Origin of the sequence: Mycolicibacterium litorale (genome assembly GCF_010731695.1) — a bacterium.
Taxonomy (GTDB): domain Bacteria; phylum Actinomycetota; class Actinomycetes; order Mycobacteriales; family Mycobacteriaceae; genus Mycobacterium; species Mycobacterium litorale.
Genome location: NZ_AP022586.1, coordinates 3,966,640 through 3,984,520 on the forward strand (window position 1 = coordinate 3,966,640; position 17,881 = coordinate 3,984,520).

Annotated in this window: 13 protein-coding genes and 1 pseudogene; 5 read left to right on the plus strand and 9 right to left on the minus strand. The window is 70.2% G+C overall.

Annotated features, from left to right (window positions below; genetic code table 11):
• The first annotated feature begins 28 nt into the window (after positions 1 to 28).
• Positions 29 to 484 carry an STAS domain-containing protein gene (locus G6N30_RS18880; RefSeq protein WP_134059207.1) on the plus strand — a complete coding sequence of 152 codons (456 nt, stop codon included), beginning with the start codon at positions 29 to 31 and terminating at the stop codon, positions 482 to 484.
• Between the two features lie 162 nt (positions 485 to 646).
• On the opposite strand, the gene G6N30_RS18885 is transcribed toward G6N30_RS18880, so the two are convergent.
• Genes G6N30_RS18885 through G6N30_RS18900 form a run of 4 tightly spaced genes read right to left on the minus strand, consistent with a single transcriptional unit; the run spans position 647 to position 3,644 of the window.
• Positions 647 to 1,198, minus strand: coding sequence for a hypothetical protein (locus tag G6N30_RS18885; RefSeq protein WP_134057978.1), 552 nt, complete (start codon positions 1,196 to 1,198; stop codon positions 647 to 649).
• Between the two features lie 34 nt (positions 1,199 to 1,232).
• Positions 1,233 to 1,871, minus strand: coding sequence for a class I SAM-dependent methyltransferase (locus G6N30_RS18890; RefSeq protein WP_134057980.1), 639 nt, complete (start codon positions 1,869 to 1,871; stop codon positions 1,233 to 1,235).
• Positions 1,872 to 1,873: 2 nt separating this feature from the next.
• Positions 1,874 to 2,545 carry a thiaminase II gene (gene tenA, locus G6N30_RS18895; protein ID WP_134059210.1) on the minus strand — a complete coding sequence of 224 codons (672 nt, stop codon included), beginning with the start codon at positions 2,543 to 2,545 and terminating at the stop codon, positions 1,874 to 1,876.
• A 13-nt stretch (positions 2,546 to 2,558) separates the two neighbouring features.
• A complete protein-coding gene (locus G6N30_RS18900; protein WP_134057982.1) occupies positions 2,559 to 3,644 on the minus strand; it encodes a GGDEF domain-containing protein in 1,086 nt (361 codons plus the stop codon).
• A gap of 136 nt (positions 3,645 to 3,780) precedes the next feature.
• Between G6N30_RS18900 and G6N30_RS18905 the strand changes: the two genes are divergently transcribed.
• Positions 3,781 to 4,992, plus strand: a complete 1,212-nt coding sequence (locus G6N30_RS18905) for an NAD(P)/FAD-dependent oxidoreductase (protein WP_134057984.1) — start codon at positions 3,781 to 3,783, stop codon at positions 4,990 to 4,992.
• Here the strand turns inward: G6N30_RS18905 and G6N30_RS18910 are convergent.
• Positions 4,970 to 5,905: a LysR family transcriptional regulator ArgP gene (locus tag G6N30_RS18910; protein ID WP_134057986.1), complete on the minus strand. Its 936-nt coding sequence runs from the start codon at positions 5,903 to 5,905 to the stop codon at positions 4,970 to 4,972. The two genes, G6N30_RS18905 and G6N30_RS18910, sit on opposite strands and share 23 nt — an antisense overlap.
• A gap of 165 nt (positions 5,906 to 6,070) precedes the next feature.
• On the opposite strand from G6N30_RS18910, the pseudogene G6N30_RS27300 reads away from it, so the two are divergent.
• Positions 6,071 to 7,186 (plus strand): annotated as a pseudogene (locus G6N30_RS27300) (NCS2 family permease); the annotation flags it as partial.
• Here the strand turns inward: G6N30_RS27300 and G6N30_RS18920 are convergent.
• The 4 genes from G6N30_RS18920 to G6N30_RS18935 form a co-directional block, all read right to left on the minus strand.
• The gene (locus G6N30_RS18920; protein WP_179965495.1) at positions 7,187 to 8,359 is read right to left on the minus strand and encodes a YihY/virulence factor BrkB family protein; all 1,173 of its coding nucleotides are present in this window, start codon (positions 8,357 to 8,359) and stop codon (positions 7,187 to 7,189) included. It lies immediately after the preceding pseudogene.
• A gap of 85 nt (positions 8,360 to 8,444) precedes the next feature.
• Entirely contained in the window at positions 8,445 to 8,780 is a 336-nt protein-coding gene (locus G6N30_RS18925; RefSeq protein WP_134057990.1) for an STAS domain-containing protein, read from the minus strand.
• Positions 8,780 to 12,943 (minus strand): SpoIIE family protein phosphatase, encoded by a 4,164-nt coding sequence (locus G6N30_RS18930; protein WP_134057992.1) that lies wholly within the window; start codon positions 12,941 to 12,943, stop codon positions 8,780 to 8,782. Before G6N30_RS18930 ends, G6N30_RS18925 begins: the two co-directional genes overlap by 1 nt.
• A gap of 192 nt (positions 12,944 to 13,135) precedes the next feature.
• Positions 13,136 to 14,746 (minus strand): PucR family transcriptional regulator, encoded by a 1,611-nt coding sequence (locus G6N30_RS18935; protein WP_134057994.1) that lies wholly within the window; start codon positions 14,744 to 14,746, stop codon positions 13,136 to 13,138.
• An 81-nt stretch (positions 14,747 to 14,827) separates the two neighbouring features.
• Here G6N30_RS18935 and G6N30_RS18940 point away from each other — a divergent pair, with 81 nt between their 5' ends.
• Both G6N30_RS18940 and G6N30_RS18945 read left to right on the plus strand, forming a co-directional pair.
• Positions 14,828 to 16,321: a CoA-acylating methylmalonate-semialdehyde dehydrogenase gene (locus tag G6N30_RS18940; protein WP_134057996.1), complete on the plus strand. Its 1,494-nt coding sequence runs from the start codon at positions 14,828 to 14,830 to the stop codon at positions 16,319 to 16,321.
• Between the two features lie 85 nt (positions 16,322 to 16,406).
• A complete protein-coding gene (locus G6N30_RS18945; RefSeq protein ID WP_134057998.1) occupies positions 16,407 to 17,786 on the plus strand; it encodes an aspartate aminotransferase family protein in 1,380 nt (459 codons plus the stop codon).
• The last annotated feature ends 95 nt before the right edge of the window (positions 17,787 to 17,881 follow it).

Genomic DNA, 17,881 nt, shown 5'->3' on the forward strand with positions numbered 1-17,881 from the left:
CCAGCGAAACGCCGACGGGAGGCCGCTCATGACATTCACGAGCACGTCCACTGCTACAGCTGGTGCCTTTCACTACGGCAATCCATCGTTCGACTGCGAGGGGGTCCGGATGCGGGCCCGCTGCCGTCAACTCGCGACGGTCGTCTCGGTCACGGGCGACATCGACGCCGGCAACCTGTCGTGCGTCGCTGACTACGCGACACGGTTCGTGCTCGCGGAGAAGCCGTTCATCCTCGACCTCACGGCAGTGAATTCGTTTGATGCGGAGGCACTTTCACTGTTCTACGACATCGACGGCCGGTGCGCCGACGCCGGGGTCGAATGGTCGGTGATCGGTAGCCAACCCGTCCTCCAGGTGCTGCGCGCCTCCGGGACGATCGACGACATGCCGGTCACCGCATCGGTTCCGGAAGCCCTGCATCACTTCAGCGAAGGCATCCTGGCCCGGCGCCGCCTGCTCCCCCTCCTGACCAAGACAGCCTGATACGGAAAGGCGACACCATGCTCATCGACGTTCGTTGGCTCTCATACCTCCTCAAGCGCCGCCGGCATTCGCTGCACGCGAATCCCGCCGCCTGAAACCCTGCCCCGCATGCGCCGCCACGGTCACCGTGGCGGCGCATCGGTGTTTTTCTGGGGGGATGTGTCAGGACGGCAGCAGGCGCTGCACCAGTCCGCGGGAGACCTCTTCGGGTCGGTACTGCTCGGCGGCGTATGCGCCGATCGCGGTGAGCGCGCCGGTCAGCGCGGGGACCGCCCACTGCAGCATCGCCAGCTGTTTCTGTGCGGCCTCGACCTCGGGCGGGGTCGCGGCGGCCGGAGTCGTACCGTCGGCGACGGGGACGTCCCGGTGCGCGGAGACCTTCTGCCCGAGCATGCGGCTGTAGGCGGTCACGCCGAGCGCGGCGACCGTCAACACTGTCTTCGTCGCCGCCATGGACGGCACCCCCTGCTGGACCTTCATCCGGCCGAGGTCGTGTTTGAGCAGACCTGCAGCGCCGACCAGGTGCACGCCGATCGCCGCGGCGTTGACCGGAGTCCAGCGGTCCCAGCCGGCGTTCGCGACGGCGCCGGCCCGCGACGGGTCGCCGCCCGCGGCAGCGGCCGGATTCAGCGCGACGGCGTTGGCCAGCGTGCCGCCGAACCAGGCGGCGAGACCGAGATCGTGCATTTGATGAAAGATGGTGGCGCGGGCCATGAGAACTCCTCGGGGATGTGATGCGGATCTCGCGTCATACCCGGGAGCCGGGGGCGTAAACGGCGTCCCCCTTCAACCACCGCCACTGGCCGGGCCACCACTCGCCCGCGTCCGGCAGGCTGTCGCCGACGGCCGCGACGACACCCGGCCACCATTCCGGGTGGTAGTCGTCGCCGGAGAGCCATCCGCCCCGGGTCACCTTCGGCGCCCAGGCCGCGATGTCGGCGCGCACGCTGTCGTAGTCGTGCCGGGCGTCGATGTGCACCCAGGCCAGTGATTCGTCGTCGAACATCCGGGCCGCCGACAGGGAGTCGGTGACCAGCAGCGCGACGGTGTCGGCAAAGCCGCAGGCGATGACGTTGCGGTGCAGCAGACCCGCGAAGGTGCCGCCGCCGAACTCCACCGCCGCTCCGTGGGCGTTGACCTGACGGTTGCCCTCCGGGCCGCTGCCCCGGCAGGTGTCCACCCCCACGACGTCGATCCGGCGGCCGGACTGCTGGACCACCTCGGCCAGCGAGCACAGGCTCCGGCCGAGATAACTGCCCACCTCGACGAACCGCGCGCCGTCGCCGAAGTGCGCGACCGCTTCCTCTTGGGCCTGGCGCCAGCCGAACCATCCGGGGATGTCCTCCCACCGGTGGACGGGGGTGTCGAAGCTCTTCTCGTCGCTCATGGTCACACCGGCCACTGCTCGCGGCGGTAGGCCGCGTCGAAGAACATCCACTCGTAGCGTGACGTGGTGAGGAAGTGAGCGCCGGCGGCGGCGTCCTGATCAATCGTCAGCGTCGGGCCGGTGCGGTCGGTGAGCTCCAGGACCTGCGCGACGGTGGCGGCGAACTCCTCACCCCCGTAGCTGTCGATCCATTTCTGGTAGCGGGCGTCGGAGGAGCCGCGGGCCAGCAGGTCCCGGCCCATCCGGGCGTAGATCCAGTAGCACGGCAGGATCGCGGCGAGGCCGTCGGCGAAACTGCCGCTGTAGACCGTGGCGAGCAGATAGCTGGTGTAGGCGCGGGTGGTGGGGGCCACCGGCACGCCGGCCAGGTGCGCTGGGTCGAGCCCCAGTTCGGGCAGCAGGGTGTCGTGCAACGACAATTCGACCGCGTGTACGTCGGCGGCGTGGCGGGCGAACATCGCCGTATCGGCCAGCGTCGGCGCCTTGGCTCCCACGACCGCAAGGGCGCGGGCGTAGTCCCGCAGATAGTGCACGTCCTGGGCGACGTAGTGGGCGAAGACCTCGGGGTCGAGCGATCCGTCGGTGAGCCCCGTGGTGAACGGGTGTGCCATTATCGCCGAGTAGACCGGTTCGGCCTCTTTCCACAGCCGCTGCGACCAGCGTTGCATGTTCATCGCCGCCAACGTATCAGCGGCAGGCACTCCGGTCATCGTGGCGGAACTGGTTGCCGCCAGCACGTTTCGCGGCGTACATCGCGTGGTCGGCGGCGCCGATGAGCATGTGCACGACCGTCTGCCCATCGTCGTCGAACGGCAGCGGCGGGCAGACCGCCGCGACCCCGACGCTGGCCGTGACCCGGAACGGGACGTCGGCGACGGCGGCACACATGCGTCCGGCCCACTCGTCGACCTGTCCGGCCTCGAGCAGGTCGGCGAGCACGAACTCCTCGCCGCCCAGCCGGCCCACCACCGCGGTCTTGCCGACCTCGGTGCGCAACGCGCGGGCGACGGCGACGAGCGCCTGATCACCGACCGCGTGACCGTGGCTGTCATTGAGCTGTTTGAACTCGTCGAGGTCGACGACCGCGACCGCCAGGTGTACGTGCTGATCGCGGTGGGCGGTCAACAGCTGCTCGATCTGCTGGTACACCGCGCGGCGATTGAGCAGACCGGTCAGCGGATCGCGCGCCGCCCGCAACAGGTCAACCCCCAGCGCATGCACGAGTGCCTGCACCGCGAACGGCACCGCGACGTTGAGCACCAGCACCAGCAGGAGCAACCCGACCGCCAGTGCGGTGTCGTCGGCCTCGACGGCGAGCCGGGTCGTCTGCAGCACACCGACGTACAGTGCGACGCCGAAGTTGTAGAGCATGTAGCCGGGAGTGTGGAACAGCGCGATGTAGCCGCCGGTGGTGGCGAACACCGTGCAGCCCATCAGCCCGACCATCGGATCGTCCTGCACGTAGCAGGCCAGCGCGATGAACAGGTTGGCAGCCAGGATGTAGCCGACGGACTGCCTGCAGGTGGGCCAGCGACCCGCCCACATCGCGGCGGCGAACAACCCGCCGAACACCGCGAACCAGCTCACCGCTTCGGCCAACGCGCCGCGGGGTCCACGCGAGCTCAGCGTCAGGACGGCGGGTACGAGCGCCAGCGCAGCCGTGCTGAACGCCAGGTTCCAGCGCGCCACCCCCAGCATCCCGCGTGCCTGCAGGTAGCCGGTGATCCAGTCGAAATGGTCCGGCTGCCGCCACCACCGTTGAAGCCACTGCACCCGCGATCCCCCTTCACACCACTGGCCCCGCAAATACGCGGAACACACTGGCGGTGCTCGCCGCAGCCTAACGCAGCGCCCGGCACCCGACCGGACGAGAGGGTTGGCAGGCCACTGCCGCGGGTAACGCCTCCTCGTGGGTGCGGGCAGTGACCGGGTCGATCGTGCGTTCGAGGTACTGGTCGTGGGTGGCGGCAACGCGGGGGTGAGCGCGGCGGCACGCCTGATCCGCAGGGGGGTCGACGATGTCGGGCTGATCGAACCGCAGCACGTCCACACCTACCGGCCGTTGCTGTCCTACGTTGGTGGCGGGCAGGCGTCGATGGGGGACGCCGAGCGCACGCAGCGATCGGTGATCCCCCGCGGATGCACCTGGGTGCAGGACTCGGCGGTGATGATCGACGCGCCCGGCCGCACGGTGTGGTGCGCCTCGGGGCGCCGCTACCGCTACCGCGACCTGGTCCTCGGCACCGGACTGGTCCCCGACAACGACGCGCTGGCCGGCATCCACACGGCGCTCGACGATCCGTCGGTGGCCAGCAACTACGTGTACCGCGCCGAGCAGACCTGGCAGCTGGTGCAGGACATGCCCCGCGGCGGACATGCGGTGTTCACCGTGCCCCGTCCGCCGGTGAGCTGCACTGCGACGACGATCAAGCCGGTGTTCCTCGCCGCCGCGCACTGGAAGCGCACCGGACGCCTTCCCGGCGTCGACATCACGCTCGTCGTCGACCGGCCGGACCTCGTGCCCTCCCCGGCGATCCACGCCCGACTGCTCGACCGGCTGCGGGCGCTCGGCGTGCGCGTGCTGTTCGGGACCGCGGTCACCGAATTGAGCCCGGCGGGGCGCAGCGTCACGGTCACCGGCGGCGACGGCACGGTCGAGCAGCTGACGTACGACATGCTCCACCTCGTGCCACCGTTCCGCGGGGCCCGGTGGCTGGAGAGTTCGGGGCTGACGGGCACGCGCCCACACGGTCTGATCGACATCGATTCCCGCACCCTGCGGCACCGCGCTCACCCCGAGGTGTGGGCCGCGGGTGACGCCGCGGCCGTCGAGACCGATCCGTCGGGCGGTGCGCTGCGACGCCAGATTTCTATCCTCGTCGACAACCTGCTCGCCGCACGCAGCGGCGGGCGGCTGCAGGACTACGACGGGTACACGGTCGCGCCCGTCACCACCGATGCGCACCGCCTCATCCCGGGCGAGTACGACCGTTCCGGTGCGGTGGCGTCGTCGCTGCCGTCGTTCCTCGACCCGCTGCGCTCGCGCCTCTCGGCGTGGGCCTTCGACCGCTACGTGCTGCCGCGTGTCTACTGGAACCTCATCCTCGAGGGGCGGATCTGACGTTGCGCCGGGCCAGTCCGCCCGCCGCGGACCGGACCGCACCGGTGACCCTGGCGACCAGCGGGCTGTCGAGTTTCCAGCACTGCCAGTAGAGCGGCACGTCGAGGTGGACGTCGGCGATGCGGACGAAGGACCCGTCGGCCAGGTCCGGCGCGGCGAGGTGCTCCGGGTACATGCCCCAGCCCAGCCCCGCGCGCACGGCCGCGCCGAAGCCCTCCGCGGTGGGCACGTAGTGCACCGGCCGGGTGACCGCCCGTCGGAATGCCTTGCGGATGAGCGAGTCCTGCAGGGCGTCGTCACGATTCCACGCCAGCGACGGCGCATGCGCCGCGGCCGCGGCGGTGAATCCCTCGGGCAGATGGCGCTCGACGTAGGCCGGGCTCGCGACGGGGAGATAGCGCATCAGCCCGAGCGCCTGCACGCGGCACCCGGGCACCGGGCTGCGCTCGGTGGTGACCGCACCCATCACCACCCCTTCGCGCAGCAACCGCGCGGAGTGGTCCTGATCCTCGATCCGCAGGTCGAACAGCACGTCGGAGACCTCCCCGAGCACGGCGGTGAACCAGGTCGACATGGAGTCGGCGTTGACCGCGACGGCCACCCGCGGCAGCTGTGTGGTCCCCGGGCCGCCCAGCTCCCCGAGCGCCTCGGCCTCCAACAGCGCGGTCTGCGCCGCCAGCCGGAGCAGCGGAACACCCGATGCCGTTGCGCGACAGGGTTTCTCACGGACCACCAGCACTTGGCCGACCCGCTGTTCGAGCGCTTTGATGCGCTGGCTCACCGCGGAGGGTGTGACGTGCAGGCGGTCGGCGGCGGCGTCGAAACTGCCGAACTCGATCACGGCGGCGAGGGCGGCGAGCTGGTCGGCACCGAGGCGAGTCTCGTCCCGTGTTCGCGGGTGCGCTGTGGTCACCGACCCAATGTAGGAATTCTCCGAGCCGGACGTGGTAACTCGCCGTCTGCGGCGGTTCACCTTAGGGTTCGTCCCATGAATCGCCTCGATCGCTTCTTCGAGATCTCCGCGCGCGGGTCCAGCCTGGGCGCGGAGGTCCGCGGCGGCCTGGTCACGTTCATCGCGATGGCCTACATCATCGTGCTGAACCCGATCATCCTGTCGAGCGCCGAGGACGTCGAGGGCAACACGCTGCAGTTCGCCCAGGTCTCGGCCACCACCGCGCTCGCGGCGGGCGTGATGACGATCCTGTTCGGCCTCATCGCCCGGCTGCCGTTCTCGTTCGCCGCCGGGCTGGGGATCAACTCGTTCCTGGCGACCACCGTGGTCGGCGAGGTGTCGTGGCCCGAGGCCATGGGCCTGGTGGTCATCAACGGTCTGATCATCGTGCTGCTGGCGGTGACCGGTCTGCGCCGACTGGTGTTCGACGCGGTGCCGATGCAGCTGAAGCTCGCCATCACCGCCGGCATCGGGTTGTTCATCCTGTTCATCGGTCTGGTCGATGCGGGCTTCGTCAGTTCCACCGGGCGGGCGTCGCCGCCGGTCGGGCTGGGATCCGGCGGGCTCGGCTCGATCAGCACCGTCCCGACGCTGATCTTCGTGATCACGCTGCTGATCACCGGTGTGCTGGTCGCGCGGCGGGTGCGGGGCGGCATCCTGATCGGGCTGGTGGCCGGCACGGTCGTCGCCGTCGTCGTCGAGGCGATCTGGGACCTGGGCTCGGCCCAGGACAAACCGGGCGGCTGGGGACTGTCGGTGCCGCAGCTGTCCGGTTCGCCGTTCGCGCTGCCGGATCTGTCGCTGGTCGGCGAGTTCAGCCTGATCGACAGCTTCGAACGGATCGGCATCCTCGCGGCGGTCATGCTGGTCTTCACGCTGGTGTTCGCGAACTTCTTCGACGCGATGGGCACGTTCACAGGGCTGTCGCGGGAGGCGGGTCTCGCCGACGCGCAGGGCACGTTCCCACGGTTGCGCTCGGCGCTGATCGTCGAAGGGGCGGGCGCCGCGGTCGGTGGTGCGACGTCGGCGTCGTCGAACACGGTCTTCATCGAGTCCGGCGCCGGTATCGAGGAGGGTGCGCGCACCGGACTGGCGAACCTGATCACCGGCGCCCTGTTCCTCGCGGCGATGTTCGTCTCCCCGCTGGCATCGATCGTGCCGACCGAGGTGGCCGCGGCCGCGCTGGTGATCGTCGGCGCGATGATGGTGTCGCAACTGCGGCACATCGAACTGTCGGAGTTCTCAGTGGTGTTGCCGGTGGTCCTCACCGTGGCCGCCATGCCCTTCACGTACTCCATCGCCAACGGCATCGGCGTCGGGTTCGTCTCGTGGGTGGTCGTCCGCTCCGGCGCCGGCAAGGCCCGCGAGATCAGCCCGCTGCTGTGGGTCGTGGCCGCCGGCTTCCTCGTCTACTTCGCCCGCAGCTGGATCGAGAACCTCCTGGGGGTGTGACCGGTCGCCCGAGCCGGCCTCGAACGTCACCGCCACGTGTTGAAAACCCTTGACGCGCTCCGCTTTCGCCTTCCGGGTGTAGGTACGGCGGTCCGCCGGGGTCAGCGTCACCGCGTCGGTGAACGGCGTGAGCAGCGCCCGGGGATACAGCCGGTCGACCCGCACGACGTTGAGCTCCGCACACAACACCAAGGTGACCGAGACCAGGTAGAGGAACGCCAGCAGACCGAGAACCAGCGCGAACACGGTGTTGGTGGCGCTCGCCGAGCTGATCGTCCGCGCGACGTAACCCGCGCCGAACCACTGCAGGAACTGCCAGACCACCGCGGCGGCGAGGGCGCCGGGCAGCACGTCCCGGTAGGTCAGCTCGCGGCTCGTCGTCATCCGGAACGCCACCAGACAGATCCCTGTGTTGATCGCGATGGTGGCCAGCAGGATGGCGGTCGTGCCGAGTGCGCCGAAGTCGTCGACGGCGCGGCCGATGGCCGACAGCACCGTCGCCGCGATCGCCGCCGTGCCCAGCACGAGCAGCAGCAGCAGGCTGCGGATGCGCGACCGGAAAGGATCCGGCCGCTTGTTGCGCGGCACCGCCCACACCGAGTCCATCGCATTCTGGATGGCCTGCCCGACTCCCGACCCGCCGTACAGCGCGCCGAGGATGCCGACGACGACGGCGGCCACCCCGCCGCTGAGTTTCTCGGGCTGCGCCAACTGCTCGCCGATGAGCGGGAACTGGCTGACGGTCGACTCCACGACCTGCTGCTGGAGTTCAGGACGGCCGACGAGCACCACGCCCAGCGCGGTGGTCAGCAGGAGTAGCAGCGGGAACATCGAGACGAACGCGTAGTAGGTGATCAGCGCGGCGAGGTAGCCGCCCTGGTCGTCGACGTATTTGTAGACGACCGCGATGATGTAGCCGATGACGCGGCTACGCTGTTGCAGCCTGTCGAGCCATCCGATCACCGCAGCACACCTTCCCCGCGCCCACTAGTGCGCCCGGCATACCCCCTGCGACCGGCAAAAACACCACCGGTTCCCGCGGCGGCGGCTAACCCGGGCCCGGCTCCCCGTCCCGGCCGGCCGATTCGACGGTGGCCAGCTGGTCGATACCGCTGATCCGCAGCACCGGGATCAGGTACGGGTTGGCCAGCAGCCGCAGGCCGGGCATCTGGTCGGCGTGCACGGTCAAGGCGCCGATCGCGGCGCTGTCCAGGTACTCGACCGCGCTGAGATCCACCGTGACCGGTCCCCCGGCGCCGTCGACGACGGTGGACAGGGCCCGACTGAAGGTGTCGACGTTGCTCAGATCGATCTCACCGGCGGCGACCAGCAGCGGGGTGCCGTCCTCGTGCCGATCGGCGCTGACGGTGAGCGGTGTGGCCATCAGATGATCCTCGCGTTGAGGTGGACGGCGGTGCCGTCGTCACCGGGCCGGATCGTGACATCATCCATGAGGCCCTCCATCAGCGCCACACCCCGGCCGCGCCGGGTGTCGGCCTTGGTCCGTGGCGGTTTCCACGAACCGGTGTCGAGCACCGAGACGTACAGCCGGTCGACCATGGCCGTCGCCCGCAGCGTGACGAACCCGTCGGGCCGGTCCCGGTGGCCGTGCTCGATCGCGTTCGCCACCGCTTCACCCGCCGCGATGAGCACGTTCATGGCCTGATCCGGTCCCACCCCGGCCTGGGCGAGCCAACGACGAAGTGCGCCACGGGAACTCGAGAGGAACTCATTGCGCGCCGGGAAGACCATGTCCAGCGGCGCGGGTTGACGGTAGAGCAGCAGCGCCACGTCGTCCTGGTAGCCGCCCTCGGGTGCCAGCCGCGACATCAACTCGTCGGCGACATGGTCGAGGGCGGCGGCGCGGCCTTCGGCGACGAGGTCGGCGGCGCGGCCGATCCCGGTGTCCAGCGAGGCGCGGCGGCGCTCCACCAGCCCGTCGGTGTAGAGCAGCAGCGTGGCGCGCGCGGACAGGGTCACCCGGCCTTCGGGCCGTTGCTCGTCGGGCCGCAGCGCCAGCGCGAAACCGCGTGCCTCGTCGAGGGTTCGGACGGTGCCGTCGGCGTCGACGAGGATCGGCGGCGGATGGCCCGCGCTGGAGTAGACGAGTTCACCGGTGTCGGGGTTGAGCACCGCGCACCACACGGTGGTGCAGCGCGCCCCCGGCAGCCTGGCGGCGAACCGGTCCAGACCCCCGAGCGCCGCGCCGGGGCTCGGGTGGTCGAGCAGCAGCGCCCGGCACGCGCTGCGCAGCTGACCCATGACGGTGGCCGCGTCCAGGTCGTGGCCGACGCAGTCGCCGACGATCAGCGCGATGCAGCCGCCGTCGAGGTCCACGACGTCGTACCAGTCGCCGCCGACCTGGAGGGGCCGGGTGGCCGGCTGGTAGCGGACGGTGAAACCGCGGGGCAGCCGGGCCGGTCCCAGGATCGCGTGCTGCAGGGTCAGCGCGGTCTCCCGCTGCTGGTCGAGCTGGTGGACACGGGACAGACCCTGCCCGAGGCGGCTGGCGAGCACCGTGAGCAGCGTGTGGTCCTCGGGTGTGAAGGGACGCTGCTCGAGTAGTTCGATCCACAGCACGAGCACGCCGCGGGGGTGCTGCATGGTGATTCCCGCGGTGCCGTACTCCGAGGTGTCGGTGGTCAGCAGGTCGGCGTCGCGCAGCGCGGTGATCGCACTGCGATGGCGCGCGGGGAGTTCCCGCCACCGCGCGGGTTCACCGGCGCAGATGACGTCCGGCACCGCGTCGCTGTCCGGCGCGTGCGGGGCCGGGAAGGTGACCGCGAGCACCCGGCGGGCCTGCCACAGCCGGAGCAGTTCGCCGACGGCGGCGTGCAGTGCCCCGTCGAGCGTGTCGGCGTCGACGAGTTGTGCGTTGAGCGCCGCGAGCGCGGACTCGCGCTGCACGGTGTAATGCTCGGCGGTGACGTCGCGGAAGGTGCCGACCGTGACCCGACGGCCGGTGTCGGGATCCTCGGCCGGGTTGAAGCTCGCGCTGACCCACACCCGGTGCCCGTCGCGGTGCACGACCGGGAATGTGTGGTCCCCGTGGATCTGCTCGAGCACTCCCGAGAACGCCCGGCTGGTCAGCCGGTAGCCGTCCGGATCGGTGTCGGGGTCCGGCCACCACGGCTGAACGGGTTGGTACGGCAGCCCTTCCGGACCGTAGCCGAGGATCTCGGTGAACGCGGTGTTGATCTCGACGATGGCACCGTCCTCGTCGCAGACGAAGAACGCCTCCTGCAGTGAGTCGATCAGCGCGGTGCGCCAGCGGTTGTGGTGGTTGCGCAACCGCGCCAGGGCCACATTGGCGCGTACCCGGGCCAGGAATTCCGCTGCCGCAAAGGGTTTCACGAGGTAGTCGTCGGCGCCGGCCTGCAGGCCTTCGATCGACGCCTCCTGACCCGCCCGCGCGGACAGCAGTAGCACCGGCAGTGCGGCCGTGCGGGGTTCGGTCCGCAGCGCCGCCACCAGGCCCAGACCGTCGAGCCGCGGCATCATCACGTCGCTGACCACCAGGTCGGGGATGTCGGCGCGGACGGATTCCAGCGCCTCGTGCCCGTCGGTCACCGCGGTGACCTCGTATCCGGCGCCGTGGAGCAGGCCCGTGAGGTAGGACCGCATGTCGGCGTTGTCGTCGGCGATCAGCACACGCGCCCCGGCGTCGGCGGACCCGGAGACGGCGCCGGTGACGCCGGCGTCGACACCTGCGTTGGGCTCGGTGGGCAACCAGCGCAGCGCCTCCTGCACATACGGGTCCGCGATGTCGGAGACGGCCGAGACCCGTCGCGGTGGCGCGACGTCGTCGGGCGGCAGATGCGTTGCACCGTAGGGCATCCCGATGGTGAAGGTGGTGCCGCGACCCTCCTCGCTCTGCGCGGTGATCGTGCCGCCGTGCAGGCCGACGAGTTCCTTGACGAGCGCCAACCCGATTCCACTGCCCTCGGTGGACCGCGCGTCGGTGGTCTGGATCCGGTGGAACCGCTCGAACAGCCGGGGCAGGTCGGCCTCGGCGATCCCGACCCCGGTGTCGGCGACGGTGACCACCGCCTCGCCGCCCTCGTGGGCGACCCGGACCGTGACGGCGCCTTCGAGGGTGAACTTCAGCGCGTTGGACAGGAGGTTGAGAACGACCTTCTCCCACATGTCCCGGTCCACGTACACCGGTTCGGCCAGCGGCGGACAGTCGACGGTGAACTCGAGACCCGCCCGCTCGACGGCGGAGCGGAACACGCTGGCCAGCTCGGCGGTGACGGCGGCGAGGTCGACGGGTTCGAAGCGCGCCTGCATCCGGCCCGCCTGGATCCGCGAGAAGTCGAGCAGCGTGTTGACCAGTTTCGCGAGCCGTAACCCGTTGCGGTGCACCAGTTCCAGTTCGTGATGCGCCTGCTCGTCGAGGCCCGGGGTGCGGTTACGCAGTTCGGCCAGCGGGCCGAGGATCAACGTCAGCGGCGTGCGGAACTCGTGGCTGATGTTGGAGAAGAACGTCGTCTTGGCCAGATCGAGTTCGGCCAGTTCCTCGGCCCGCCGCTGCTGCGCCCGGTAGCTGCGGGCGCTGCCGATCCCGGCGGCGAGGTGCCCGGCGACGAGTTCGACGAACCCGCGGTAGCCCGCGTCGAGCCGCCGGTGAGAGTTCAGGCCGGCGACGAGGAAGCCGACCGGATCGGCGCCCTGCTGCAGCAGCGGCACCACGAGCGCCTGCGCGGGCGGGTCGGGCCACACGCCGCGCGGCAGGCGCAGCGACTCGCCGTCGACGTCGAGCAGCACCGATTCACCCTGAGCGGGCAGTTCGACGGGCCACACCGAGAGTCCTTGTGCGGACAGCGTTTCCGGAGCCGCCGGCGGTCCAGGCGCGATCCCGCTGGCCGCGGCGAGCCGCGCATCGCCGCTGTCGTCGAACAGATAGGTGAGGGTGAACGGCAGGTCGTAGAGGTTTCCGCTGAGCTGTTCAGCGGCGAAGGCCAGCATCTGCTCCTCGGTGCGCACGACGCTCGGATCCGATCCGAGGTCGCGCAGGGTCGCCATCCGGCGCTCGGCGATGACCCGCTCGGTGTCCTCGCTGACCACGCACAGCATGCCGACGACGCGGCCGCCGTCGTCACGCAGCGGGCTGTAGGAGAAGGTGTGGTAGGTCTCCTCGGAGTATCCGGACCGTTCGAGGAACAACAGCAGCGCCACATCCCAGGTGGCGTGGCCGGTCGCGAGCACCGATTCGATCCGCGGGCCGATGTCGGGCCAGATCTCCGCCCACACCTCGCTGGCCGGGCGGCCCAACGCCCAGGGGTACTTGCGTCCCAGCGTGTCCCGGCGGTAGGCGGCGTTGCAGAAGAACGTCAGCTCTGGACCCCACGCCATCCACATCGGGAAACGCGACGACAACAGGATGCTGACCGCGGTGCGCAGGCTCTGCGGCCAGGTGGCGGGCGGACCGAGCGCGGTCGCCGCCCAGTCGACCTCGGCGAGATGCGCGCCCACCTCCGGGTCGGCGGCGAAAAGCGCGCGCGCCGAAGAGGTCAACGAAGCCTCCCCAGCTCCCTCAACACCCAACCGACATCCCTCTTTCCGTCGCGGACCGAACGCACGAAAGCATCCGACGCCCGCCGGGTTCGCCGATCGGCGCCCGGTACGAGCGTCACCTCATGGTCGAACGCCACGGTCGCGGCGTCGTATGTCCCACTGGAAATCCGTGGATGCAGGCTGCCCACAGACGGCCGAAGTGAAACCACCAGTCGAGGCCGCTCAGCGGGTCAGGGCGTCGGGGGCGGCGCGCCGCTGGGAGTCCAGGATCAGCATCGCCACGTGCAGTGACGTCATGGACTCCGCGTCGTCGAGGTCGACGCCGAGCGTCCGGCCGATCGCCGCCAGCCGCTTGTAGAGCGCGGGGCGGCTGATGTGCAGTCGCTGCGCCAGCGCCGCCTTGTTGCCCGCGACCTGCAGGTACTGGCGCAGCACCTCGAGATTGGACAGCGCGCGGTTGTCGTCGTCGACCAGCAGTGCCCGCAGTTCGGTCTCCGCGAACTGCTGCACCCGGGGATCGTCACGCAACAGCGCGATCAGCCCGCGCAGGCGCACGTCGGAGGCGCGGTAGACCGCCTGGGACTTGCCGTGCATCGCGATGGCGACCTCGCCGACGTGGGCGGCTTCGCCGAGCCCGTGGATCGCCTCGACGATCTCGGTGGCGGGGTCGCCGACCGCGCACACCGACCGGGTGCTGCCGTCGAAGCGGCGCAGGTCGGCGTGGATGCGCTCGCCGAGCGCGCTGAGCGCCCGGTCCCAGCCGCCGCGCGCGGGGTTGAGCGCCAGCAAAGCGCCGATCTCCCCGTCGCGGCGGATCGAACACAGCGCGGTGTGGCCGGCGGCGTTGACGGTGTGCGCGACGGCGTCCAGCAACGCCACGTTGCGTTGTTGTGCGACAACGGGATCCAGCACGGCGGCGCCGCGGTCGACGCGTACGACCACCGGTAGGTACCGGGTGGTCTTGCGCAACCCGAGGGCGTGCGCCCGTGCCGCGGCCTCCCGTTCGTCGGTGATGCGGCCCTGCAGCACGTCGTCGATGAGCCCGCTCTGGGCCTGCTGGTGCAGTCCGCTGCGGTTGCGCTCGATCATCCGGTGCAGGGCGAGCGCCGCGGCCGCACGCTCGAGGACCATCGTCGCGCGGGACCGGTCCGCGGGCACCGCGGGCACGATCAGCCTGCCCCATTCCTCGCCGCGGGGACCGACGGAGGTGACCGCCCAGTCCTCGCCGCCGGCGGTCATCCGTGAGCGCCGCTCCCAGTCCTGCAGCAGCGTGGCGGCCGCGTCCCCGCCCGGTGCGACGGCCAGCGCCTGGTGGGCGAGGTCCTCGAGCACGACCGGCTCGTCGAGGATCCGCGCCGCGGCGTCGACGATGCCGGCCGCCGACGCGCGTTTCATGCTCAGCTCGGTGAACGTCTCGTGCACGCGGCGGTCGAACGCCACCTCGTCGTACTGCGCGGCGACGATGCGCCGGTGCACCGCCTCGGTCACGTCGACGAACTTGATCTGCCGGTGCAGTGCGACCAGGGCCAGCCCCAGGCGGGCGGCGTCCTCGGCGACCCTCGCGGGCACCTCCGCCATCGTCGTGCCCAGTTCGACGACGACGCCGACGGCCCCCGCGTCGGCCAGACCCTGCAGGTAGCGGTGCGGGTGGCTGTTCAGTCCGCCGCCGGTGGTCAGCACCAGTTCGCCGCCCTGCAGCAGCGCGGACAGATCTGCGACGTCGCCGACGTGCACCCAGCGGATGGGGTCGTCCCAGCGGCACGCGCTGAGCACCTGCGGGGCGCCGCGTGCGACGACCGGCAGCCCGATCACGTCCGCCACGGTCATCGCCATTTACACAATGTAGCGCTGCGCCAGAAATCGGTGACACTATGCGCCATTCCATGGCGGCGGCGAAGCCGCACACTTCTGGGTATGGCGAACGCAGTGCAGCACTGGTGCAACAACGACATCTTCGCGGGCGGCTCGCAGGCCACCGCGCCCGTGACGAATCCGGCGACCGGTGAGGTGACCGGTCAGGTCGCACTGGCCAGCGTCGAGGACGCGCGTACGGTCATCGAGGCCGCCGCGGCGGCGTTCCCGGCATGGCGTGACACCTCGCTGGCCAAGCGCACCGCGATCCTGTTCACCTTCCGCGAACTGCTCAACGCCCGCAAGCACGAACTCGCCGCGATCATCACCGCCGAACACGGCAAGGTGCTCTCCGACGCCCTGGGTGAGGTGTCCCGCGGCCAGGAGGTCGTCGAATTCGCCTGCGGCATCCCGCATCTGCTCAAGGGCGGCTTCACCGAGAACGCCTCGACGAACGTCGACGTCTACTCCATCCGCCAGCCGCTGGGCGTCGTCGGCATCATCAGCCCGTTCAACTTCCCCGCCATGGTGCCGATGTGGTTCTTCCCCATCGCGATCGCCACCGGCAACACCGTGGTCCTCAAGCCCAGCGAGAAGGACCCCTCGGCCTCACTGTGGCTTGCCCGGCTGTGGGCCGAGGCCGGTCTGCCGCCCGGGGTGTTCAACGTCCTGCAGGGCGACAAGACCGCGGTCGACGAACTGCTGACCAACAAGAGCGTCAAGTCGGTGTCGTTCGTCGGGTCCACCCCGATCGCCCAGTACGTGTACGCCACCGGCACCTCGGCCGGCAAGCGCGTCCAGGCCCTCGGCGGGGCGAAGAACCACGCGGTGATCCTGCCCGACGCCGACCTGGACCTGGCCGCCGACGCCATGGTCAACGCCGGTTTCGGCTCCGCCGGTGAACGTTGCATGGCCATCTCCGCGGCGGTGGCCGTCGGTCCGATCGCCGACGACCTGGTCGCCAAGATCGCCGAACGCGCCGCCACCCTCAAGACCGGTGACGGCACCAAGGACTCCGACATGGGCCCGCTGGTCACCAAGGCCCACCGCGACAAGGTGGCCTCCTACATCGACGCCGGCGAAGCCGACGGCGCCAAGATCGTCGTCGACGGCCGCCAGGTGAAGGCCGACGGCGGGCAGGACGGATTCTGGCTCGGCCCCACCCTGATCGACAACGTCACCCCCGAGATGAGCGTCTACACCGACGAGATCTTCGGTCCCGTCCTGTCGGTGGTAAGGGTGGAATCCTACGAAGACGCAGTGGCGCTCATCAACGCCAACCCGTACGGCAACGGCACCGCGATCTTCACCAACGACGGCGGCGCCGCCCGGCGCTTCCAGAACGAGGTCGAGGTCGGCATGGTCGGCATCAACGTGCCCATCCCGGTCCCCATGGCCTACTACAGCTTCGGCGGCTGGAAGAACTCACTGTTCGGCGACAGCCACGCCCACGGCACCGAAGGCGTCAACTTCTTCACCCGCGGCAAGGCCATCACCCAGCGCTGGCTCGACCCCAGCCACGGTGGCATCAACCTCGGCTTCCCGCAGAATCAGTAGTCACCAGCCGCCGAGAGTACGGTTGTTGCACGCATCGCCCGAGTAGCGGCGGCAACAACCGGACGCTCGGCGCTAGAGGAGAAACATGACTGTCACCAACGAAGCAACCCTGCCGAACGGCCTGTCGATCGACGACGCCCGCGCCGAGGCTGCCCGCGCCTACGAACTCGACCGCGCGCACGTCTTCCACTCGTGGTCGGCGCAGGCCGAGATCACGCCGATGACGATCACCGCCGCGCAGGGCAGCTACATCTGGGACGGCGAGGGCCGGCGGCTGCTGGACTTCTCCTGCCAGCTGGTCAACACCAACATCGGCCACCAGCACCCTCGGGTCGTCGCCGCGATCCAGGCGCAGGCCGCCAAGCTCTGCACCGTCGCGCCGCAGCACGCCAACGACGCCCGGTCCGAGGCCGCCCGCCTCATCGCCGAGCGCACGCCCGGTGAGCTGAACAAGGTGTTCTTCACCAACGGCGGCGCCGACGCCGTCGAGCACGCGGTGCGGATGGCCCGGCTGCACACCGGCAAGTACAAGGTGCTGAGCCGGTACCGCTCCTACCACGGCGGCACCGAGACCGCGATCAACCTGACCGGCGACCCCCGCCGGTGGCCGAACGACCACGGCAATGCCGGCGTCGTGCACTTCTTCGGGCCGTTCCTGTACCGCTCGCAGTTCCATGCCACCACCGAGGCCGAGGAGTCGGCCCGCGCGCTGGCCCACCTCGAGGACATCGTGCGGATGGAAGGTCCGTCGACGATCGCCGCGATCCTGCTGGAGTCGATCCCCGGCACCGCGGGCATCATGGTGCCGCCGCCCGGCTACCTCGCCGGTGTCCGCGACATCTGCGACCGCTACGGCATCATCATGATCGCCGACGAGGTCATGGCCGGCTTCGGGCGCAGCGGCAAATGGTTCTCCATCGACCATTTCAACGTGGTCCCGGACCTGCTGACCTTCGCCAAGGGCGTCAACTCCGGTTACGTGCCGCTCGGCGGCGTCGCGATCGGCCCGGCCATCGCCGAGACCTTCGCGCACCGCCCGTACCCCGGCGGCCTGACCTACTCCGGCCACCCGCTCGCCACGGCGGCGGCGGTGGCCACGATCAATGCGATGACCGACGAGGACATCGTCGGCAATGCCGCGCGCATCGGCGCCGAGGTGCTCGGGCCCGGCCTGGCCGAACTCGCCGAACGCCATCCCAGCGTCGGCGAGGTCCGCGGCACCGGGGTGTTCTGGGCCATCGAACTGGTCGCCGATCAGCAGACCCGGGAACCGCTGGCACCGTACGGCGCGAGCAGCGCGGCGATGAACGCCGTCGTCGCGTCGTGCAAGGAGAACGGTCTACTGCCGTTCGCGAACTTCAACCGGATCCACGCCGTGCCGCCGTGCACGGTCACCGCCGACGAAGCCCGCGAAGGTCTCGAGATCCTCGACCAGGCACTCGCCGTCGCCGACTCCCACCTGTGAACCGCCCCTGACTACTCCCCGCAGGCGCACCCCGACGACTCCGCGTCCGTAGGGTTGGTGGCGACAGGCGTTCGGCACGTGCGCGGGCGGCGCGC

Bases quoted from the DNA above. Each gene is read 5' to 3' on its own strand.
- G6N30_RS18880 (WP_134059207.1), top strand. From the start codon at position 29: ATGACATTCACGAGCACGTCCACTGCTACAGCTGGTGCCTTTCACTAC.
- G6N30_RS18885 (WP_134057978.1), bottom strand. From the start codon at position 1,198: ATGGCCCGCGCCACCATCTTTCATCAAATGCACGATCTCGGTCTCGCC.
- G6N30_RS18890 (WP_134057980.1), bottom strand. From the start codon at position 1,871: ATGAGCGACGAGAAGAGCTTCGACACCCCCGTCCACCGGTGGGAGGAC.
- tenA (WP_134059210.1), bottom strand. From the start codon at position 2,545: ATGAACATGCAACGCTGGTCGCAGCGGCTGTGGAAAGAGGCCGAACCG.
- G6N30_RS18925 (WP_134057990.1), bottom strand. From the start codon at position 8,780: ATGGCCACACCGCTCACCGTCAGCGCCGATCGGCACGAGGACGGCACC.
- G6N30_RS18935 (WP_134057994.1), bottom strand. From the start codon at position 14,746: ATGGCGATGACCGTGGCGGACGTGATCGGGCTGCCGGTCGTCGCACGC.
- G6N30_RS18940 (WP_134057996.1), top strand. From the start codon at position 14,828: ATGGCGAACGCAGTGCAGCACTGGTGCAACAACGACATCTTCGCGGGC.
- G6N30_RS18945 (WP_134057998.1), top strand. From the start codon at position 16,407: ATGACTGTCACCAACGAAGCAACCCTGCCGAACGGCCTGTCGATCGAC.